Here is a 19,336-nt window from a genome sequence, read left to right as displayed (position 1 = left end):
TCCCTATGAGCAGAAAATACTTTGGTACCGACGGCATTCGTGGCCGCGTCGGCGAATACCCGATCACGCCTGACTTCATGCTGAAGCTTGGCTGGGCGGCCGGCATGGCCTTCCGCAAGCAGGGCCATTGCCGCGTGCTGGTGGGCAAGGACACGCGTATCTCCGGCTACATGTTCGAGTCCGCACTGGAAGCCGGGCTTTCCGCGGCAGGTGCCGATGTGATGCTGCTCGGGCCGATGCCGACACCGGCCATCGCCTACCTCACGCGTACCTTCCACGCCGAAGCCGGCATCGTCATCAGTGCCTCGCACAACCCGCACGATGACAACGGCATCAAGTTCTTCTCGGGCCAGGGCACCAAGCTGCCGGACGAGGTCGAGCTGATGATCGAAGAGCTGCTCGACCAACCGATGACCGTTGTCGAGTCGGGCAAGCTGGGCAAGGTTTCGCGTATCAACGATGCCGCCGGCCGCTACATCGAATTCTGCAAGAGCAGCGTGCCGAGCAGCACCAGCTTCGACGGCCTCAAGCTGGTGGTCGACTGCGCCCATGGTGCTACCTACAAGGTTGCGCCCAGCGTATTCCGTGAGCTGGGTGCCGACGTGACCGTGCTGCATGCGCAACCGGACGGCCTGAACATCAACGAAGGTTGCGGCTCGACACACATCGAATCACTGCAGGCCGCTGTACTGGTCGGGCATGCCGATCTCGGCATTGCCTTTGACGGTGACGGCGATCGCGTGCTGATGGTCGACCACACGGGCGCCATCGTCGACGGTGACGAGCTGCTGTTCATCATTGCTCGCGACCTGCAGGAACATGGCAAGCTGCAAGGCGGGGTGGTCGGTACGCTGATGAGTAACCTGGGCCTGGAGCTGGCGCTCAAGGACCTGGACATCCCGTTTGTGCGGGCCAAGGTCGGCGACCGTTACGTCATGGCCGAGCTGTTGGAGCGTGAATGGCTGGTCGGCGGTGAAAACTCCGGTCACGTCGTGTGCTGCAACCACACCACAACGGGCGACGCGATCATTGCCGCGCTGCAGGTGTTGATGGCGCTCAAGCGCCGGGGCGAAACCCTGGCCCAGGCCCGTCAGGCCCTGCGCAAGTGCCCGCAGGTGCTGATCAATGTGCGCTTTGGCGCCAGCAAGGTCGACCCGCTGGAGCACCCCGCCGTCAAGGAAGCCAGTGCCAAGGTTACCGAAGCGCTGGCGGGGCGGGGTCGTGTGCTGTTGCGCAAGTCCGGTACCGAGCCGTTGGTGCGGGTCATGGTTGAGGGCGAGGACGAAAGCCAGGTGCGGGCCCATGCTGAAGCGCTGGCCAAACTGGTCGGCGAAGTTTGTGTCTGAAGGCGCTTGCCAGCGCAGATCTGGTTGGGTAAGATCTGCGCCCACTTTGACCGACGAGGTAAAGCATGCGTCGCCCTATGGTAGCTGGTAACTGGAAAATGCACGGTACCCGCGCTAGCGTCGCTGAGCTGACCAAAGGCTTGAGTAATCTCGCCTTGCCGAGCGGAGTGGAAGTCGCCGTATTTCCACCGGCCTTGTTCATCAATCAGGTGATTGATGGCCTGGCAGGTAAAGAAATTACTGTCGGCGCACAGAATTCTGCTGTACAACCCGAACAGGGTGCGCTGACCGGGGAAGTTGCTCCCGAGCAGCTGGTTGAAGCAGGTTGCAAGTTGGTGTTGATTGGCCATTCGGAGCGTCGCCAGATTATTGGTGAAACCGACGAAGTGCTCAATCGCAAGTTTGCAGCAGCCCAGGCCAAAGGCTTGAAGCCAGTGCTTTGCATAGGGGAAACCCTTGAGGAGCGCGAGGCTGGCAAGACGCTCGAAGTTGTCGGGCGTCAACTAAGCAGTATCATCGAAGCATTCGGTGTTAAGGCTTTTGCCGATGCAGTAATTGCCTATGAGCCTGTATGGGCCATCGGTACGGGCCTTACGGCCACGCCACAGCAGGCCCAGGATGTGCACGCCGCCATCCGCGGCCAGTTGGCGGCAGAAGATGCTGAAGTGGCTGCGAAGGTGCAGTTGCTATACGGCGGCAGCGTGAAGGCGGCCAATGCGGCCGAACTGTTCGGCATGCCGGATATCGATGGGGGTCTCATTGGTGGGGCTTCCCTGAACGCAGACGAATTCGGTGCAATTTGTCGCGCCGCAGGAAACTGAACAAATGCTGGAAACAGTCATCGTTGTTTTTCATCTGTTGGCAGCGCTGTCGCTTGTAGTGCTGGTTCTGTTGCAACAGGGTAAAGGTGCTGAAGCAGGTGCATCTTTCGGCGCGGGGGCCTCAAACACCGTGTTCGGGAGCCAAGGCTCTGCAACGTTCCTAAGTAAATTAACTGCTATACTCGCTGCCACTTTCTTTTTGACAGCACTTGGGTTAGGATACTTCGCGAAGCAACAAGCTCACCAGCTTAGCCAAGCAGGTCTTCCAGATCCAGCAGTGCTAGAAGTGAAAGAGCCGCAAAAACCGGCAGTTAATGATGATGTACCGGTGCTCCAACAGCAGAAGAGCGAAACCACCAATAATACGGGTGATGTACCTCCTCCGGCTCAAGAGCAGAAGTAACGGGTTTCAAGTAGTAGTATTGCCGAGGTGGTGGAATTGGTAGACACGCAACCTTGAGGTGGTTGTGCCCATAGGGTGTAGGGGTTCGAGTCCCCTTCTCGGTACCAATTAAAGCTTGAGAGCCCGCTTTAGCGGGCTTTCTTGTAGGTGAATGTTTGGATTTGACCCTCAACAGGGTTCGGTCTTATACTTTTGCCCCAGCTTTGTCGCGGGGTGGAGCAGCTTGGTAGCTCGTCGGGCTCATAACCCGAAGGTCGTTGGTTCAAATCCAGCCCCCGCAACCAGCTTCAGCGGAGCCCCTTTTCAGGGGCTTTTTGCTAACCGAACAGTTTCGGCGTCGTTGTCCTACGGCGCTTTCAGGGATGGGCGCTTCGCCCATTTTTTATTTGCACAGCATGCACGAGGGGGTTCAGGTGTCGAGCAAGCTAGAACAGTTGCAGGCCTTGTTGGCCCCGGTTGTCGAGGGTCTGGGCTATCAGTGCTGGGGGATCGAATACGTTTCCCAGGGTAAGCATTCGGTACTGCGCATCTACATCGACAAGGAAGGCGGTATTCTGGTGGACGACTGCGAAGCAGTCAGCCGTCAGGCCAGCGCAATCCTCGATGTGGAAGATCCAATCAGCAGTGAGTACACCCTCGAGGTGTCTTCTCCAGGCATGGATCGCCCACTGTTCACGCTGGAACAGTTTGCCTCGCATGCCGGCGAACAAGTGAAGATCAAGCTGCGCTCACCCTTCGAGGGTCGTCGTAACTTCCAGGGCCTTCTCCGCGGTGTGGAGGAGCAGGATGTGGTGGTCCAAGTGGACAACCAGGAGTTCCTGTTACCGATCGACTCGATCGACAAGGCCAATATTATTCCCAGTTTTGACTGAGACGTGCCGGGCCCGGCGGACTATCCGGGCCCAATGGCTTGCGCAAGGCGAGGCGTACGATGAGCAAAGAAGTACTGCTGGTTGTTGAATCGGTATCCAACGAAAAAGGTGTACCGCCCGGCGTCATTTTCGAAGCGCTGGAAGTGGCCCTGGCCACTGCAACCAAAAAACGTTTTGAAGACGAAGTCGACCTACGTGTGGAAATCAACCGCCACACCGGTAGCTACGAGACTTTCCGTCGCTGGACCGTGGTCGACGAAGCCGATCTTGATGATCCGGCGATCGAGACCTGGCTGGACAAGATCAAGGACACCCACCCTGAAGCCAAGGTTGGTGACGTGATCGAAGAGAAGATCGAGTCCATCGAGTTCGGTCGTATTGCCGCCCAGACCGCCAAGCAGGTCATCGTGCAGAAGGTCCGTGAGGCCGAGCGTGCCCAGGTGGTCGATGCCTACCGTGAGCGCGTTGGCGAGATCATCTCCGGTACCGTGAAAAAGGTTACCCGCGACAACGTCATCGTTGACCTGGGCAACAACGCCGAGGCCTTGTTGGCTCGCGAAGACATCATTCCGCGCGAAACCTTCCGTGTTGGCGTGCGCCTGCGTGCGCTGCTCAAGGAAATTCGCACCGAAAACCGTGGCCCACAGCTGATTCTGTCGCGCACCGCGCCGCAGATGCTGATCGAGCTTTTCCGCATTGAAGTGCCGGAAATTGCCGAGGGCCTCATCGAAGTCATGGCTGCTTCCCGTGATCCGGGTTCGCGAGCCAAGATTGCCGTCCGCTCCAAGGACAAGCGTATCGATCCGCAAGGTGCCTGTATCGGCATGCGTGGTTCGCGCGTCCAGGCCGTATCCGGGGAGTTGGGTGGTGAGCGTGTGGATATCGTCCTGTGGGACGATAACCCGGCGCAGTTCGTCATCAACGCCATGTCGCCGGCTGAAGTCGCGGCGATCATCGTTGATGAAGATGCCCATGCCATGGACATCGCCGTCGCCGAGGACAACCTGGCCCAGGCCATTGGCCGTGGCGGTCAGAACGTTCGCCTGGCCAGTCAGTTGACCGGCTGGACCCTGAACGTGATGACCGAGAAGGACATCCAGGCCAAGCAACAGGCCGAAACCGGTGACATCCTGCGCAATTTCATCGAGGAACTGGAAGTCGACGAGGAGCTGGCCCAAGTGCTGGTCGACGAAGGCTTCACCAGCCTTGAAGAAATTGCCTACGTACCGTTGGAAGAAATGCTCAACATCGATGGCTTTGACGAAGACATCGTCAATGAGCTCCGCGCTCGAGCCAAGGACCGTTTGTTGACCAAGGCCATCGCTACCGAAGAAAAACTGGCAGACGCCCACCCGGCCGAAGACCTGCTCTCCCTTGAGGGCATGGACAAAGACCTGGCGGCTGAACTGGCGGTGCGCGGCGTGGTTAACCGCGAAGACCTGGCCGAGCAGTCGATCGACGATCTGCTCGACATCGACGGCATCGACGAAGAGCGTGCCGGCAAGTTGATCATGGCCGCCCGAGCCCACTGGTTCGAGTAATTAGGCGCGGCCTGAGGAGAGAAGTGCATGACGCAAGTCACGGTGAAAGAACTGGCCCAAGAGGTCGAGGCACCGGTAGAGCGCCTGCTGCAGCAGATGCGTGAGGCAGGTCTGCCGCACACCGACGCCGGTCAGGTAGTGACCGACAATGAGAAGCAGACCTTGCTGACTCATTTGAAAAGCAGCCACAAGAGCAAGGCGGAAGAGCCGCGCAAGATTACCTTGCAGCGCAAAACCACCAGCACCCTGCGTGTCGCCGGTAGCAAGAGCATCAGCGTAGAAGTACGCAAGAAGAAAGTTTTCGTTCAGCGCAGCCCTGAAGAAATCCAGGCTGAGCAGAAGCGTGAGCTGGATGAGCGCCGCGCGGCTGAAAATGCCGCTCGCGACAAGGTCGAGGCCGAAGTTCGCCAGCGCAACGAAGAGCAGGCTCGCCGTCAGGCCGCCGGCTCCGCAGCCGCCGCCCCTGCGCCTGCTGCCAAGCCAGAGCCGGCTCCTGCCGCTGCTCCGGTCGCTGCTCCGGCCCCGGTAGTCGCAGACGCCCCGGCCTCTGAAGACGCCGCAGCCCGTGCTGCCGAGCGCAAGAAAGACGAGACCCGTCGCAACGAAAGCCGTACCCGTGATGACGACCGTCGTCGTGGCGAGGCACCTCGCGTGTCGATCAAGGTCAAGGTCAAGGAGAAGGAAAAGGCGCCGACTCCGCGTGCCGCTCCGCGTACTACCGACGAAGAGAGCGATGGCGCTCGTCGTGGTCGTGGTGGCAAGAGCAAGCTGAAAAAGCGTAATCAGCACGGCTTCCAGAACCCGACTGGCCCCGTCATCCGTGACGTGACCATCGGCGAGACCATCACGGTCTCCGAGCTGGCCAACCAGATGTCCGTCAAGGGCGCTGAAGTGGTCAAGTTCATGTTCAAGATGGGGACCCCGGTTACCATCAACCAGGTGCTCGACCAGGAAACCGCTCAGCTGATCGCCGAAGAGCTGGGCCACAAGGTCACTCTGGTCAGCGATACCGCCCTGGAAGACTCCCTGGCCGAATCGCTGAAGTTCGAAGGCCAGACCGAGTCGCGTGCGCCGGTGGTTACCGTCATGGGTCACGTTGACCATGGTAAGACCTCGCTGCTCGACTACATCCGTCGTGCCAAGGTTGCCGCTGGCGAGGCCGGTGGTATCACCCAGCACATCGGTGCCTACCACGTGGAAACCGACCGCGGCATGGTCACCTTCCTCGATACCCCAGGTCACGCTGCGTTTACCCAGATGCGTGCCCGTGGTGCCAAGGCAACCGACATTGTCATCCTGGTGGTGGCGGCGGACGACGGTGTGATGCCACAAACCCGCGAAGCCGTTCAGCATGCCAAGGCAGCCGGTGTTCCGCTGGTCGTTGCGGTGAACAAGATCGACAAGCCAGGTGCTGACCTCGATCGCATCCGTAACGAGCTGTCCGTCGAAGGCGTTACCTCTGAGGACTGGGGTGGTGACACGCCGTTCGTCAAGGTTTCGGCGAAGATGGGTACCGGTGTCGACGAGCTGCTCGAAGCCGTTCTGCTGCAGGCCGAGATCCTCGAACTGACCGCTACCCCAACCGCGCCAGGTCGTGGTGTGGTCGTCGAATCGCGCCTGGACAAGGGCCGTGGCCCGGTGGCGACCATCCTGGTTCAGGACGGTACCCTGCGTCAGGGCGACATGGTCCTGTGCGGTTCCAACTATGGCCGCGTTCGCGCCATGCTCGACGAGAACGGCAAGCCTGTGAAGGAAGCTGGCCCGTCGATCCCGGTCGAGATCCTCGGCCTGGACGGTACTCCGGAAGCCGGTGACGAGCTGTCCGTGGTTGCCGACGAGAAGAAAGCCCGTGAAGTTGCCCTGTTCCGTCAAGGCAAATATCGCGAGGTCAAGCTGGCCCGTGCTCACGCCGGCAAGCTGGAAAACATCTTCGAGACCATGGGTCAGGAAGAGAAGAAAACCCTCAACATCGTTCTCAAGACCGATGTGCGTGGTTCTCTGGAAGCGCTGCAGGGTTCGCTCGGCGGCCTGGGCAACGACGAAGTGCAAGTGCGCGTGATTGGTGGTGGCGTCGGTGGTATCACCGAGAGCGACGCCAACCTGGCGCTGGCTTCGAATGCAGTACTGTTCGGCTTCAACGTGCGTGCCGATGCCGGTGCGCGCAAGATCGTCGAGCAGGAAGGTCTGGATATGCGTTATTACAACGTGATCTACGACATCATCGAAGACGTCAAGAAGGCCCTGACCGGCATGCTCGGCAGCGATGTTCGCGAGAACATCCTGGGTGTCGCCGAAGTGCGTGACGTGTTCCGTTCGCCGAAGTTCGGCGCCATCGCTGGCTGTATGGTCATCGAGGGTACCGTGTACCGCAACCGTCCGATTCGCGTACTGCGTGATGACGTTGTGATCTTCGAAGGCGAGCTGGAATCGCTGCGTCGCTTCAAGGACGATGCTTCCGAAGTCCGTTCGGGCATGGAGTGCGGTATTGGCGTCAAGAGCTACAACGACGTCAAGGTCGGCGACAAGATCGAAGTCTTCGAGAAAGTCCAGGTGGCTCGTACCCTTTAAGGGCGAGCGAGCCGCAAGCGCCTGCTACAGGGCGGCTTGCGGTACCTCTTCAGGTAGCGCCCGGTCAGGCATTCGTCTGTCCGGGCGTTTGCCGCTTTAAGTTACAGGTAGCAAGAATGGCCAAAGAATATAGCCGTACCCAACGTATTGGCGATCAGATGCAGCGCGAGCTGGCCGAGCTGATCCGTCGCGAAGTCAAGGATCCGCGTGTCGGTCTGGTGACTATCACCGCCGTGGACGTGAGCCGTGACCTGGGCCATGCCAAGGTGTTCATCACTGTCATGGGCGAGGAAACCCCGGATGCCGTGCAGCAGTCGCTCAAGGCATTGAATAGCGCCGCCAGCTTCCTGCGTCTGCACCTGGGGCGTTCGATGCAACTGCGCAGCGTGCCGCAGCTGCACTTCCATTTCGATGAAAGTGTCAGCCGTGGTGTGCACCTGTCGGCGCTGATCGAGCGTGCAGTGGCCGAAGACCGCCTGCACAAGGATGCCGACGAGTCGGACACCAAGGAGTAAGCGGTGGCCCAGGTCAAACGTATCCGCCGCAATGTCAGCGGCATCATCCTGCTCGACAAGCCGCTGGGCTTCACTTCCAATGCCGCCTTGCAGAAAGTGCGTTGGCTGCTGAACGCGGAAAAGGCCGGCCATACCGGTAGCCTCGACCCGCTGGCGACCGGCGTGTTGCCGCTGTGCTTCGGTGAAGCGACCAAGTTTTCGCAGTACTTGCTGGATTCCGACAAGGGCTACGAAACCGTCATGCAGATGGGGCAGACTACCAACACCGGCGATGCCGAGGGTGAGGTGCTGCAGACCCGCGAGGTGACCGTTGGTCGCGCCGACATCGAGGCACTGCTGCCACGTTTTCGCGGCCCGATCAGCCAGATACCGCCTATGTACTCGGCGCTCAAGCGTGACGGCCAGCCGTTGTACAAGCTGGCACGTGCAGGAGAGGTAGTGGAGCGCGAGGCGCGTTCTGTTACTATTAACCGCTTGGAGTTGCTCGAGTGCGAAGGCACCCGTGCACGGCTGAGCGTAGGATGCAGCAAAGGCACCTATATCCGCACGCTGGTGGAGGATATCGGTGAAGCCCTTGGTTGCGGCGCCTATGTCGCCGAGCTGCGCAGGACCCAGGCAGGGCCCTTTGCGCTGGCACAGACGGTCACCCTCGAGGAACTCGAACAGGCCCATGCCGAAGGTGGCAACGAAGCGCTCGACCGCTTCCTGATGCCATCGGACAGCGGGCTGCAGGACTGGCCGTTGGTCAGCCTGTCGGAACACAGTGCGTTCTACTGGCTGCATGGCCAGGCGGTACGCGCGCCGGACGCGCCACAATTTGGCATGGTTCGGGTACAGGATCACAATGCACGCTTCATCGGTATCGGTGAAGTGAGCGAAGACGGGCGCATTGCGCCGCGTCGGCTGATTCGGTCGGAATGACCGAAACCGCGGGGTCAGGCAGTTGCCGAGCCCCACGGCATCAAGGGTGGCTGTCAGTAGGCACGGTCACACCTTTTTTATTAATACAGGGATTTGTCCCTGGCCTATTGGACCCCGCATGCGGGATCCGTTATCAGGAGAAGCCACATGGCCCTCAGCGTTGAAGAAAAAGCTCAGATCGTTGCCGAATATCAGCAAGCCGCCGGCGATACCGGTAGCCCGGAAGTGCAGGTTGCTCTGCTGACCGCCAACATCAACAAGCTGCAAGGCCACTTCAAGGCCAACGACAAAGACCACCACTCCCGTCGTGGTCTGATCCGTATGGTCAACCAGCGTCGTAAGCTGCTGGATTACCTGAAGGGCAAAGACACCACTCGTTACAGCGCCCTGATCGGTCGCCTGGGCCTGCGTCGCTAATAGCGGCCTGGTCAGTGGTGTGCGTGGGGTGTCGCAGGCTTCGGCAGGGCTGTTTTGCAGCGCTGCCGTTGGGCACTTCACGCGTATCTCCGAGGTTGGCAGCCTGGCAATGCTGAGCGGTTTTTCCGCTTGGTGCCAGGCTCCCAGCCTCGTGTTGTATCTGGACGGTCAATGGGGCCGATTCCCCGTTCTGCCCAAGAATTCGCAAGAAACCAGTTCCCCCAAGAGCCACTGAAAAAGGTAGGAAACCGTGAACCCGGTAATCAAGACTTTCCAGTTCGGTCAATCGACCGTCACTCTCGAAACGGGCCGTATTGCCCGTCAGGCAACCGGCGCCGTGCTGGTTACCGTCGACAACGACGTCACCGTGCTGGTGACTGTGGTAGGCGCCAAACAGGCTGATCCAGGCAAGGGTTTCTTCCCGCTGTCGGTTCACTACCAGGAAAAGACCTACGCCGCTGGCAAGATCCCAGGTGGCTTCTTCAAGCGTGAAGGCCGTCCTTCCGAGAAAGAGACGCTGACCTCGCGCCTGATCGACCGTCCGATCCGTCCGCTGTTCCCGGAAGGCTTCATGAACGAAGTGCAGGTCGTCTGCACCGTGGTTTCCACCAGCAAGAAGACCGACCCGGACATCGCTGCGATGATCGGTACCTCGGCTGCCCTGGCCATTTCCGGCATTCCGTTCGAAGGCCCGATCGGCGCTGCCCGCGTTGCCTTCCACGAAAGCACTGGCTACCTGCTGAACCCGACCTACGAGCAACTGGCTGCCTCGAGCCTGGACATGGTCGTTGCCGGTACCTCCGACGCTGTACTGATGGTTGAATCGGAAGCTCAAGAGCTGACCGAAGACCAGATGCTGGGTGCCGTACTGTTCGCCCACGACGAATTCCAGGCTGTTATCCAGGCTGTCAAAGAGCTGGCTGCCGAAGCTGGCAAGCCGACTTGGGACTGGAAACCTGCCGTTGCCAACACCGAGCTGTTCAATGCTATCCGCGCCGAGTTCGGCGAAGCGGTTTCGCAGGGTTACACCATCACCGTCAAAGCCGACCGCTACGCGCGTCTGGGTGAGCTGCGTGACCAGGCGGTTGCCAAGTTCTCCGGTGAAGAAGGCCAGCCTTCGGCTTCCGAAGTAAAAGAGATCTTCGGCGAAATCGAATACCGCACCGTTCGCGAAAACATCGTCAACGGCAAGCCACGTATCGACGGCCGCGACACCAAGACTGTACGCCCGCTGAACATCGAAGTAGGTGTGCTGCCGAAAACTCACGGTTCGGCACTGTTCACCCGTGGCGAAACCCAGGCCCTGGTCGTTGCGACCCTGGGTACTGCCCGTGATGCCCAGCTGCTGGACACCCTCGAAGGCGAGAAGAAAGACCCCTTCATGCTGCACTACAACTTCCCACCGTTCTCGGTAGGTGAGTGTGGCCGCATGGGCGGTGCTGGCCGTCGCGAAATCGGCCACGGCCGTCTGGCCCGCCGTTCGGTTCAGGCCATGCTGCCTGCTGCTGACGTGTTCCCGTACACCATCCGCGTGGTTTCGGAAATCACCGAATCCAACGGTTCCAGTTCCATGGCTTCGGTCTGCGGTGCATCCCTGGCCCTGATGGACGCCGGTGTGCCGATGAAGGCGCCGGTTGCCGGTATCGCCATGGGCCTGGTCAAGGAAGGCGACAAGTTCGCAGTCCTGACTGACATCCTGGGTGACGAAGACCACCTGGGCGACATGGACTTCAAGGTAGCCGGTACCGCCAAGGGCGTCACCGCGCTGCAGATGGACATCAAGATCAACGGCATCACCGAAGAGATCATGGAAATCGCCCTGGGCCAAGCCCTGGAAGCGCGCCTGAACATCCTCGGCCAGATGAACCAGGTCATTGGCCAGTCGCGTACCGAACTGTCGGCCAACGCCCCGACCATGATCGCGATGAAGATCGACACCGACAAGATCCGCGACGTCATCGGTAAAGGCGGCGCCACCATTCGCGCCATCTGCGAAGAGACCAAGGCTTCGATCGACATCGAAGACGACGGCTCGATCAAGATCTTCGGCGAAACCAAGGAAGCGGCAGATGCTGCCAAGCAGCGCATCCTGGGCATCACCGCCGAGGCCGAGATCGGCAAGATCTACGTCGGCAAGGTTGAGCGCATTGTCGACTTCGGCGCCTTCGTCAACATCCTGCCTGGCAAGGACGGTTTGGTGCACATCTCCATGCTGAGCGATGCTCGCGTCGAGAAAGTCACCGACATCCTCAAGGAAGGCCAGGAAGTTGAAGTGCTGGTACTGGACGTGGACAACCGCGGCCGTATCAAGCTGTCGATCAAGGACGTCGCTGCGGCCAAGGCCTCGGGCGTCTAAGCGACCGTCACGCTATAGAGAAAGGGCCCTTCGGGGCCCTTTTTTCATGGGGACGGGAACCTTTTGCGGACTTGCATCTTGCATGCAGGTTTACCGCGCTGATTGCAAAATGCACGACCACCGAAGTGATGGATATTTGCTAAATTATTGATTTAAAAGGAAATAACAGAAGCAGCAAAGCTGGCACAGCCCGTGCAACTACCTTCATACCTGACGCCAGGACATACGGCGCAGACCTTTCGAAAAACAGGAGTGACCCACATGAAGAAGTTCGCCATTGCTGCCGCTACTGCTACCGCTCTGACCCTGACCATGGCTAACGGTGCATTCGCCGCTGAGCCAACCCAGGCTCCAGTCATGTTGGCGGCCAACACCGTCGACAACGCCAAGCAAGAAGGCTCCGACACTTGGATCACTACCAAGGTCAAAGCTGATCTGCTGACTGAAAAAGGCATCCCAGGCAGCGACATCAAAGTCGAGACCAGCCAAGGTGTTGTTTCGCTGTCTTCTGATGTGAAGGTTACCGAATCGCAGAAAGCAGAAGCGGTGCGCATTACCAAGAACATCAAAGGCGTCAAGAGTGTAATGTCTGACGGCCTGAAAGCCGAATAAGGAATGTCCCGTCGGCCAAATGGATTTGGCCACTTTCATCGAAGCCCTGGCCCGTGCCAGGGCTTTTTCTTGCGCTCAATACACCGGGTTGCGCGCGATCACATCGCTTTCGAAGCATTCCTGCTCAAGGATCAGAGGCTCCACCAATGGGCGGCTGTCGCGAAAATGCGCGGTCTGGGTATGCGCGTCATACGCCGCATCATCGCGGTAGATTTCGTACAGGTAGATCACCTCCGGGTCGACCCGGTCCTGCGACACATCGAACACCAGGCAGCCTGGCTCACTCGCCACGGAGGCTGCAGCATTGTCCTTGATTGCACTGAGGAAAGCTTCGGCGCATCCAGGCTTCACTCGGGTCTTGATGAACAGGCCATACACAAATCTCTCCTTTTGTTTTAAATTCAATAATGAATTGTATACAAAAATGGAGCTTCGCCAATGTCCGAATTGCCCGCCCGTCCTGGCCGCCTGAACGGCCTGCGCCATATCGCCCTGCTGGTGCCCAACCTTGAGGAATGTGAGCGTTTCTACGTCGATGTGCTGGGCATGGAAGTGCTGAACCGCGCCAATGAGGACCTGGTGTACCTCACCTGCGGTAACGACAACCTGTCATTGGGGCGTGGGGCAGGGGCGGCCAACGGGTTGCAGACCCTGGATCACTACGGGTTCATTGTCGACAGCGTGGAGGAGTTGGAAGCCTGGTACCAGTACTTCAAGGCTCATGGCGTGACCTTGCTCGACCGGCCGTTCAACCATGGTGACGGCGCACGCAGCTTCCACCTGCTGGACCCGGCCGGGAACAAGGTTCAACCGCTGTATCACCCGGCGGTGTCGGGGCAACGGTTGGTTTGAAGCCCGTACTGGCCTCTTCGCGGGCCCGCTCGTTCCCACAGGTATTGCGCAGGCCTGTGGGGGCGGGCGTGCTTGCGAAGAGGCCAGGCCTGCCGGAGGGGATTACTCGGCATCCAGATGCATCGGCGTAATCACCCGCCCATCGCTTTCAGGCTGCCCCAGGCTGGTGTCGATGAAGTACACCCGGTCATCTTCAAGCTTGCCCTTGTCCACGAGGTAGTCCTTGATGCTGCTGGCCCGCTCCTGGCCCAATGTACGCAGCAAGGCGGTACTCTCAGCCCAAGACTTGATCACCGCGGCGCGCAGCTTGGCGGTACGCTCGTCACGGCTCAGTTGCTCCCATTCTGCTGGCGGCTGCTGTTTCAGGCGGGTGCGGTAAATGCCTTCGAGCATCGCGGGCTTGTCGCTGTCGTCCACCACCAGCATCGAGGCATTGGCCGGCACCTTGTCACCCCGTCGCTGCAGGATCTTGTACCAGGTGGCCTGGTACTCACGCTCAAGGCGCTGTTGGGCAATCAGCGGGCCATCGCTGGCCTGGGCGCTGGTGCCTTCGATTTCCAGGCGCAGTTCCGGGCGCTCTTTCAGCGCGGATGCCAGCTTGTCCAGGGACGACTGGGCCTCGCTGCTGAGTTCGCTGGAGCCGGGGGCGAACGGCACGTTGCCAAGGTCTTCCGAGCTGCCGCCGCTGATCAGCCCGCCAATGAATTTGAATGGCGCCTGCGCCGCGCGCAGCACCAGGTTGCGCAGGGTTTGCCAAACAATCGGCATCACGCTGAATTGCGGGTTGTTGAGGTCGCCAGACACCGGCAGCTCGATCGAGATCTTGCCCTCGGTATCCTTCAGCAATGCCACCGCCAGGCGGATCGGCAGGTCGACCGCATCCGGGCTGTCGACTTTCTCGCCCAGCTGCAGTTGCTCCACTACTACCTTGTTCTCGGCCTTGAGCTGGCCGTTGGTGATCAAGTAGTGCAGGTCCAGGTTCAGCCGCCCTTTGCGGATGCGGAAACCGGCGAACTTGCCGGAGTAGGGCGTCAGCGTGGTCAGTTCGACGCGCTTGAAGCTGGTGGCAATGTCCAGGCTGGCCAGTGGGTTGAACGGGTTGAGTGCGCCCTTGATGGTGACCGGTGCGTAGCGGTCTACCTTGCCCTTGACGTCGACCTTGGCCGGCTGTGGCTTGCGGTTGTCGATGGTGCCGATCTGGCCGTTGAGTTGCTGGATGGCCGTGGCGAAGTTGGGGGTAAGCGACAGGTCGGCAAAGTTGGCCGAGCCGTCGTTGATGTCGATCTGCCCGATATGGATGCCAAGCGGCTTGTTGCTGCTGGCCGTGGTCGGCTTGGGCTGGCTGCTCGCCGGGGCGTCGGCCGGTTGCGGGATCAGCAGGTCATTGACATTGGTGGTGCGGTCTTCGTTGATGATGAAGCGTGCATAGGGCTGCAGCAGGGTCACCTTGTCGATCGACAGAGCATCGCCGTACACGTAGGACAAGCCGTCGACGTTCACCTGCTGCCATTTGACGAAGTCGCGGCTCTTGATGGTGTCGAGGGTGTGCAACTGGCTGACCTGCGCCTTGCCGGTCACATTGAAGGCCAGCGGCGCGGTGTTCTTCAAATCGACCTTGAGGTCGCTCGAGAGCATGCCGCTGCGCAGCTCCAGCAGGATGAACGGGCTGATGTAGGCCTGGGCCACACGCAGGTCGATGTCGCGGGTGCTCACATCCAGCTTTGCCCATATCGGTGCCAGGTTGACCTGGCCTGCGGCCTGCAGCTTGCCTTGCTTGCCCACACCGGTATCGAGTTTGAGGGTGAAGGGCGACTGGTTGAGGCTGTCGAAACCTTGCAGGTCGGCGTTGAGAGGGCCAATGTCCAAGGCTACCGGTTCCTTCTGGCTGCGATCTGCCAGATGCACCAGGTAGTTGCGCAACTGCACGTCCTTGAGCAGCACTTGCCAAGGCTTGCTTGGCTCTTTGGCAGCTTTCTCTTCAGGCGTAGGTTCCGCGGCAGCCGGCTCGGCCTTTTCCTTCGGCGTGGCCTTGGCGGGTTGGCTGGCGAACAGCTTCTGCCAGTCGAGCTGGCCATCTTTTTCCAGCGCCGCCCAGGTTTCGAGCTTTTCGCTGCGGACCTTGCCCACGGTGACCTGCTGCTTGACCAGATCGATGGAGGTTTCGCTAACCTCCAGGCTGGCCAGACGTGCCAACGGTCGGCCATCCGGCGCCTTGATGGCGAATGGCGCGATGCGCACGGAGAGGTTATCCAGCAGCAGCTCGGTCTGTTTGGCGAGGTTGAGCTTGTAATGCGTATCGAGGCTTACCACGCCGTCTTCCAGCACCAGTGGCACGGCATCGCGCACGTAGGGCCAGAACAGCTTCATCTTGCCGTCAGTGACCTTCAGTGTGCCTTCGGAGGCGATCGGCGACAGGCTCAGGGTGCCCTTCCAGTCGATGCGTCCGCCGTGCGGGCCGCTGGCCACCAAGGTCATGTCGGCATTGTCGTTGGGCAGGGTGCTGAGGTTTTTCAGCTCCAGATTCATGTTGTCGTAGAGGAATTCGATCGGCTCGCTGGGGCGCAGGTCTTCGAAGTGCAGGTAGCCGTCGACGAGTTTGATGCTGCCAATACGCAGCGGGAACGGGTCGCTGGGCGGCTCTTCGGGTTTGGCTTCGCTGGCCGGTAGTTTGAACAACCCGGTCAGGTTGAGGGTACCGTCCTTGGCGAACAGCACTTCGTTGCGCGGCTTGTCGAGTTCCACCGCTTCCAGATGCAGGGCTTTGGTCCACAGGCTGTCGAGCGAGGCGTTAGCGTAAAGACGCTCGAAGCCGACCTGCTCCTTGCCCGGCTCGCCGATCTGCAGGCCCCACAGCGTCAGCTCGAGGCTGAAGGGGTTGAGTTCGATCCGTTCGAGGTGAGCCGGCACGGTGGCGTATTGGGCCAACTGCTGGTTGGCAATGCGCAGTGCGACACCAGGAAGAATGAGAAAGCCAAGCAGGCTATACAGGGCTACCAAGGCCACGATTGCGCCAGCGGCGCGAGTCAATCCTTTGTACATGTGTCGCTTCGTCAGTCTAAGCAGGAGTGCTTGGAGTATGGCACGTTAAATCAGTTCCGCAGGGGCCACCCTTTGCGCTCAATCAATGCCCATGCGCCGTTTGGCCCGGTGTGCCGAGCCGTCGCGCATTGCCCAGCGCAGTACCGGCGCGGTGCGTCGCAGGCCCAGGCGAATCAGGCGCTGTTGCAGAGGCCCGTGCTGCAGGCCGAGCAGGGCCTGGGCCCAGCCGGGCAGCAAGTCGATACCCGCGTGCAGCATCAGTTTGCCAACCGGCTGTGCCAGGCGGCTGGGGGCAGGGGCGTCGAGCAGGATTCGTATCACCTCATGGCTGCGCGCATCACAATGCAGCTGCGGGCGTATGTGTTGCAGATAGTCTTCAACTTGCTGACACGAGCGCGGCACGTCACGGGCGCCAAGGCGCTCGGCGATCAGGGCGATTTCGTTGTAATAGGCATCCTGCTCGGCGCGTGGCAGGCGTGGGTTGCGGTAACGCAGGTGGGCAGCGAGGAAACGGCTGACCTCCGCTACATGCACCCAGGTCAACAGATCCGGGTCGCTGGCCGCATAGGGGCGGCCATCTGGTGCCGTGCCGGTGACCTGCAGGTGAATGGTGCGCACTTTGTCGATCAGCCACTCGGCATCGCCCGTGGCGCCGAAGGTGGTGCCGGAAATGAACTGGCTGGTGCGGCGCAAGCGGCCGAGCAGGTCTTCACGAAAGTTGGAGTGGTCCCACACACCGGCCAGGGCCAGGGGATGCAACAACTGCAGCATCAGCGCGCTGATGCCACCGACCAGCATGCTCGGGAAGTCGCCATGGACGCGCCAGCTGATGCTGTGCGGGCCGAACAGGCCGGGGTCGCCCTTGGGCGATTCCAGGTCGAGCTGGCCGAGGGCCAGCCCGGTGAGGCTCATGACCTGGGTTTCGATGCGGCGACGAAGGGCTTCCATGGCGACCTGCTGTGCAGGGCGGCCATGATTGCTGGCCGCCGGTTACTGGTTGAGGCGTTTGTCGATCAGGCCCTGTACCACGCTTGGGTCGGCCAGGGTCGAGGTATCGCCCAGGTTTTCCAGCTCATTGCAGGCGATTTTGCGCAGTATACGCCGCATGATCTTGCCTGAGCGCGTCTTGGGTAGCGCTGGCGCCCACTGAATCAGCTCAGGCTTGGCGAAGCTGCCGATTTCCTTGCTGACCAGGGCCAGCAGCTCGGCCTTGAGCGTGTCATCTGGTGTCACGCCATTCATGGTCGTGACGAAGGCGTAGACGCCTTGGCCCTTGAGGTCGTGGGGGTAGCCGACCACCGCGGCTTCGGCCACGCTGTCATGCAGCACCAGTGCGCTTTCCACTTCAGCGGTGCCGATGCGGTGCCCGGACACGTTGATCACATCGTCGATGCGCCCGGTGATCCAGTAGTCGCCATCGGCATCGCGACGGGCACCGTCGCCAGTGAAGTAGTAGCCGGGCAAGGGCTTGAAGTAGGTGTCGACCATCCGTTGGTGGTCGCCGTAGACGCTGCGGATCTGCCCGGGCCAGCTGGCTTTGATCGCCAGCACGCCGGCGCCGGGGCCTTCGATCAGTTTGCCTTTTTCGTCCAGCAGCACCGGTTGCACGCCGAACATCGGCTGGGTGGCGCAGCCGGGTTTGAGTGACTGTGTGCCGGGCAGTGGGGTGAGCATGATGCCGCCGGTTTCGGTCTGCCACCAGGTATCCACAATCGGGCAGCGCTTTTGCCCGACCTCCTCGAAGTACCATTCCCAGGCTTCCGGGTTGATCGGCTCGCCGACGCTGCCCAGCAGACGCAGGCTTTTGCGTGAGGTGCTCTGCAGTGGCGCGGAGCCCTCACGCATCAGTGCGCGCAGGGCGGTCGGGGCGGTGTAGAAGATGTTCACCTGGTGCTTGTCCACCACCTGCCAGAAGCGCGAGGTGTCGGGGTAGTTGGGCACGCCTTCGAACATCAGCGAGATTGCACCATTGGCCAGCGGGCCATAGACGATGTAGCTGTGGCCGGTCACCCAGCCGACATCGGCGGTGCACCAGAACACCTCGCCGTCACGATAATCGAACACCACCTTGAAGGTCATCGTTGCCTGCAGCAGGTAGCCGCCGGTGGTATGCAGCACTCCTTTGGGTTTGCCGGTGCTGCCGGAGGTGTAGAGGATGAACAACGGGTCTTCGGCCTCCATCGGTTCTGGGGGGCAGTCGTCGCCGGCATCCTTCGTCGCTTCGTGATACCAGAGGTCGCGGCCCTCGGTCCAGGCAACATCGCCGCCAGTGCGGCGCACCACCAACACGCTACTGACCGCTGGGCAGCTGGCCAGGGCCTTGTCGACGTTCTGTTTCAGCGGGATGCGTTTGCCGCCACGCACGCCTTCATCGGCGGTGATCACGGTGCGGCAGTCGGCATCGAGAATGCGGTCTCGCAAGGCATCGGGGGAGAAACCGCCGAACACCACCGAGTGGATGGCGCCGATGCGGGTGCAGGCGAGCATGGCGAAGGCGGCCTCGGGAATCATTGGCATGTAGATGCACACCCGGTCGCCTTTCTTCACGCCGCGCGCTTTCATTGCATTGGCCAGGCGGCAGACCTGACGGTGCAGTTCGCGGTAGGTGATGGCCTTGGAGTCCTTGGGATCGTCGCCTTCCCACAGCAGGGCCGTTTGCTCGCCGCGCTGGGCCAGGTGACGGTCGATGCAGTTGTAGCTGACGTTGAGTTGCGCACCGTCGAACCAGCGGGCCTTGCCGGTATGCAGGTCGCATTGCTGCACGCTTGACCACGGTTTGATCCAGTCCAGGCGTTTGGCCTGTTCGGCCCAGAAGGTGTCTGGGTCTTCGACCGACTGGCGGTAGAGGCGGCGGTAGTCTTCGGGGGTGAGGGCTGCGGACTGGCTGACGGCCAGGGCCTGGGGGTATTTGCGGATATCGAACATGGCGGGTGGTCCTGCTCTTGTAAGGGGCGATGGACTGCAACGGCTATTCGATAGGACAGTGTAGCTGGGAGCGGTGTTCAACCTGGGCCGGCCTCTTCGCGGGTAAACCCGCTCCTACGAGGTAACGCGTTGCCTGGTAGGCGGGTTT

16 protein-coding genes and 2 tRNA genes are annotated in these 19,336 nt (G+C 60.6%); 14 read left to right on the top strand and 4 right to left on the bottom strand.

Translation table 11 applies throughout. The annotated features are described in order from the left end of the window. Positions 1–5 precede the first annotated feature (5 nt). The 13 genes from glmM to N5D53_RS12790 all read left to right on the top strand — a co-directional run bounded on the left by glmM (position 6) and on the right by N5D53_RS12790 (position 12,372). Positions 6–1,346: a phosphoglucosamine mutase gene (glmM, locus tag N5D53_RS12850; RefSeq protein ID WP_014592408.1), complete on the top strand. Its 1,341-nt coding sequence runs from the start codon at positions 6–8 to the stop codon at positions 1,344–1,346. A 65-nt stretch (positions 1,347–1,411) separates the two neighbouring features. Further along, entirely contained in the window at positions 1,412–2,167 is a 756-nt protein-coding gene (gene tpiA / locus N5D53_RS12845) for a triose-phosphate isomerase (RefSeq protein WP_003249956.1), read from the top strand. Between the two features lie 4 nt (positions 2,168–2,171). Next, entirely contained in the window at positions 2,172–2,570 is a 399-nt protein-coding gene (gene secG, locus N5D53_RS12840; protein ID WP_020193781.1) for a preprotein translocase subunit SecG, read from the top strand. A gap of 21 nt (positions 2,571–2,591) precedes the next feature. Beyond that, a tRNA-Leu gene (locus N5D53_RS12835) sits at positions 2,592–2,677 on the top strand. A gap of 100 nt (positions 2,678–2,777) precedes the next feature. After that, a tRNA-Met gene (locus N5D53_RS12830) sits at positions 2,778–2,854 on the top strand. A 129-nt stretch (positions 2,855–2,983) separates the two neighbouring features. Beyond that, positions 2,984–3,442, top strand: coding sequence for a ribosome maturation factor RimP (gene rimP, locus N5D53_RS12825; protein ID WP_003249960.1), 459 nt, complete (start codon positions 2,984–2,986; stop codon positions 3,440–3,442). Positions 3,443–3,501: 59 nt separating this feature from the next. Beyond that, a complete protein-coding gene (nusA, locus tag N5D53_RS12820; protein WP_003249963.1) occupies positions 3,502–4,983 on the top strand; it encodes a transcription termination factor NusA in 1,482 nt (493 codons plus the stop codon). Between the two features lie 27 nt (positions 4,984–5,010). Next, the gene (gene infB, locus N5D53_RS12815; protein ID WP_003249965.1) at positions 5,011–7,551 is read left to right on the top strand and encodes a translation initiation factor IF-2; all 2,541 of its coding nucleotides are present in this window, start codon (positions 5,011–5,013) and stop codon (positions 7,549–7,551) included. A gap of 116 nt (positions 7,552–7,667) precedes the next feature. Continuing rightward, positions 7,668–8,066: a 30S ribosome-binding factor RbfA gene (gene rbfA / locus N5D53_RS12810; protein ID WP_003249967.1), complete on the top strand. Its 399-nt coding sequence runs from the start codon at positions 7,668–7,670 to the stop codon at positions 8,064–8,066. A gap of 3 nt (positions 8,067–8,069) precedes the next feature. Then, positions 8,070–8,987 (top strand): tRNA pseudouridine(55) synthase TruB, encoded by a 918-nt coding sequence (gene truB / locus N5D53_RS12805; protein WP_104962587.1) that lies wholly within the window; start codon positions 8,070–8,072, stop codon positions 8,985–8,987. Positions 8,988–9,134: 147 nt separating this feature from the next. Beyond that, positions 9,135–9,404 (top strand): 30S ribosomal protein S15, encoded by a 270-nt coding sequence (gene rpsO / locus N5D53_RS12800; protein WP_003249971.1) that lies wholly within the window; start codon positions 9,135–9,137, stop codon positions 9,402–9,404. Between the two features lie 250 nt (positions 9,405–9,654). Then, positions 9,655–11,760 carry a polyribonucleotide nucleotidyltransferase gene (gene pnp / locus N5D53_RS12795; RefSeq protein WP_064493341.1) on the top strand — a complete coding sequence of 702 codons (2,106 nt, stop codon included), beginning with the start codon at positions 9,655–9,657 and terminating at the stop codon, positions 11,758–11,760. Between the two features lie 261 nt (positions 11,761–12,021). Beyond that, positions 12,022–12,372: a BON domain-containing protein gene (locus N5D53_RS12790; protein WP_003249976.1), complete on the top strand. Its 351-nt coding sequence runs from the start codon at positions 12,022–12,024 to the stop codon at positions 12,370–12,372. 75 nt (positions 12,373–12,447) lie between these two features. Here the strand turns inward: N5D53_RS12790 and N5D53_RS12785 are convergent, their stop codons facing one another. Beyond that, positions 12,448–12,750, bottom strand: coding sequence for a putative quinol monooxygenase (locus N5D53_RS12785; protein ID WP_279840396.1), 303 nt, complete (start codon positions 12,748–12,750; stop codon positions 12,448–12,450). Between the two features lie 60 nt (positions 12,751–12,810). Between N5D53_RS12785 and N5D53_RS12780 the strand changes: the two genes are divergently transcribed. After that, entirely contained in the window at positions 12,811–13,224 is a 414-nt protein-coding gene (locus N5D53_RS12780; protein WP_010955354.1) for a VOC family protein, read from the top strand. Positions 13,225–13,326: 102 nt separating this feature from the next. Here the strand turns inward: N5D53_RS12780 and N5D53_RS12775 are convergent, their stop codons facing one another. From N5D53_RS12775 to acs, 3 genes are all read right to left on the bottom strand, one after another. After that, the gene (locus N5D53_RS12775) at positions 13,327–16,263 is read right to left on the bottom strand and encodes a DUF748 domain-containing protein (RefSeq protein ID WP_279840395.1); all 2,937 of its coding nucleotides are present in this window, start codon (positions 16,261–16,263) and stop codon (positions 13,327–13,329) included. Between the two features lie 78 nt (positions 16,264–16,341). Continuing rightward, on the bottom strand, positions 16,342–17,211 hold the full coding sequence (locus N5D53_RS12770) for an oxygenase MpaB family protein (RefSeq protein ID WP_010955352.1): 870 nt from the start codon (positions 17,209–17,211) through the stop codon (positions 16,342–16,344). Between the two features lie 42 nt (positions 17,212–17,253). Then, the gene (gene acs / locus N5D53_RS12765; RefSeq protein WP_104887042.1) at positions 17,254–19,188 is read right to left on the bottom strand and encodes an acetate--CoA ligase; all 1,935 of its coding nucleotides are present in this window, start codon (positions 19,186–19,188) and stop codon (positions 17,254–17,256) included. Positions 19,189–19,336 lie beyond the last annotated feature (148 nt).

The sequence above is a fragment of the Pseudomonas sp. GD03862 genome, assembly GCF_029840855.1.
Classification (GTDB): Bacteria; Pseudomonadota; Gammaproteobacteria; order Pseudomonadales; family Pseudomonadaceae; genus Aquipseudomonas; species Aquipseudomonas alloputida.
The sequence above is the reverse complement of the archived record's forward strand: the minus strand, read 5'-3'. Positions and strand labels throughout refer to the sequence as shown.

Coding starts and splice junctions, on each gene's coding strand:
- glmM (WP_014592408.1), top strand. CDS start 6: ATGAGCAGAAAATACTTTGGTACCGACGGCATTCGTGGCCGCGTCGGC.
- tpiA (WP_003249956.1), top strand. CDS start 1,412: ATGCGTCGCCCTATGGTAGCTGGTAACTGGAAAATGCACGGTACCCGC.
- secG (WP_020193781.1), top strand. CDS start 2,172: ATGCTGGAAACAGTCATCGTTGTTTTTCATCTGTTGGCAGCGCTGTCG.
- nusA (WP_003249963.1), top strand. CDS start 3,502: ATGAGCAAAGAAGTACTGCTGGTTGTTGAATCGGTATCCAACGAAAAA.
- infB (WP_003249965.1), top strand. CDS start 5,011: ATGACGCAAGTCACGGTGAAAGAACTGGCCCAAGAGGTCGAGGCACCG.
- rbfA (WP_003249967.1), top strand. CDS start 7,668: ATGGCCAAAGAATATAGCCGTACCCAACGTATTGGCGATCAGATGCAG.
- rpsO (WP_003249971.1), top strand. CDS start 9,135: ATGGCCCTCAGCGTTGAAGAAAAAGCTCAGATCGTTGCCGAATATCAG.
- N5D53_RS12790 (WP_003249976.1), top strand. CDS start 12,022: ATGAAGAAGTTCGCCATTGCTGCCGCTACTGCTACCGCTCTGACCCTG.
- N5D53_RS12780 (WP_010955354.1), top strand. CDS start 12,811: ATGTCCGAATTGCCCGCCCGTCCTGGCCGCCTGAACGGCCTGCGCCAT.
- N5D53_RS12775 (WP_279840395.1), bottom strand. CDS start 16,263: ATGTACAAAGGATTGACTCGCGCCGCTGGCGCAATCGTGGCCTTGGTA.
- N5D53_RS12770 (WP_010955352.1), bottom strand. CDS start 17,211: ATGGAAGCCCTTCGTCGCCGCATCGAAACCCAGGTCATGAGCCTCACC.
- acs (WP_104887042.1), bottom strand. CDS start 19,188: ATGTTCGATATCCGCAAATACCCCCAGGCCCTGGCCGTCAGCCAGTCC.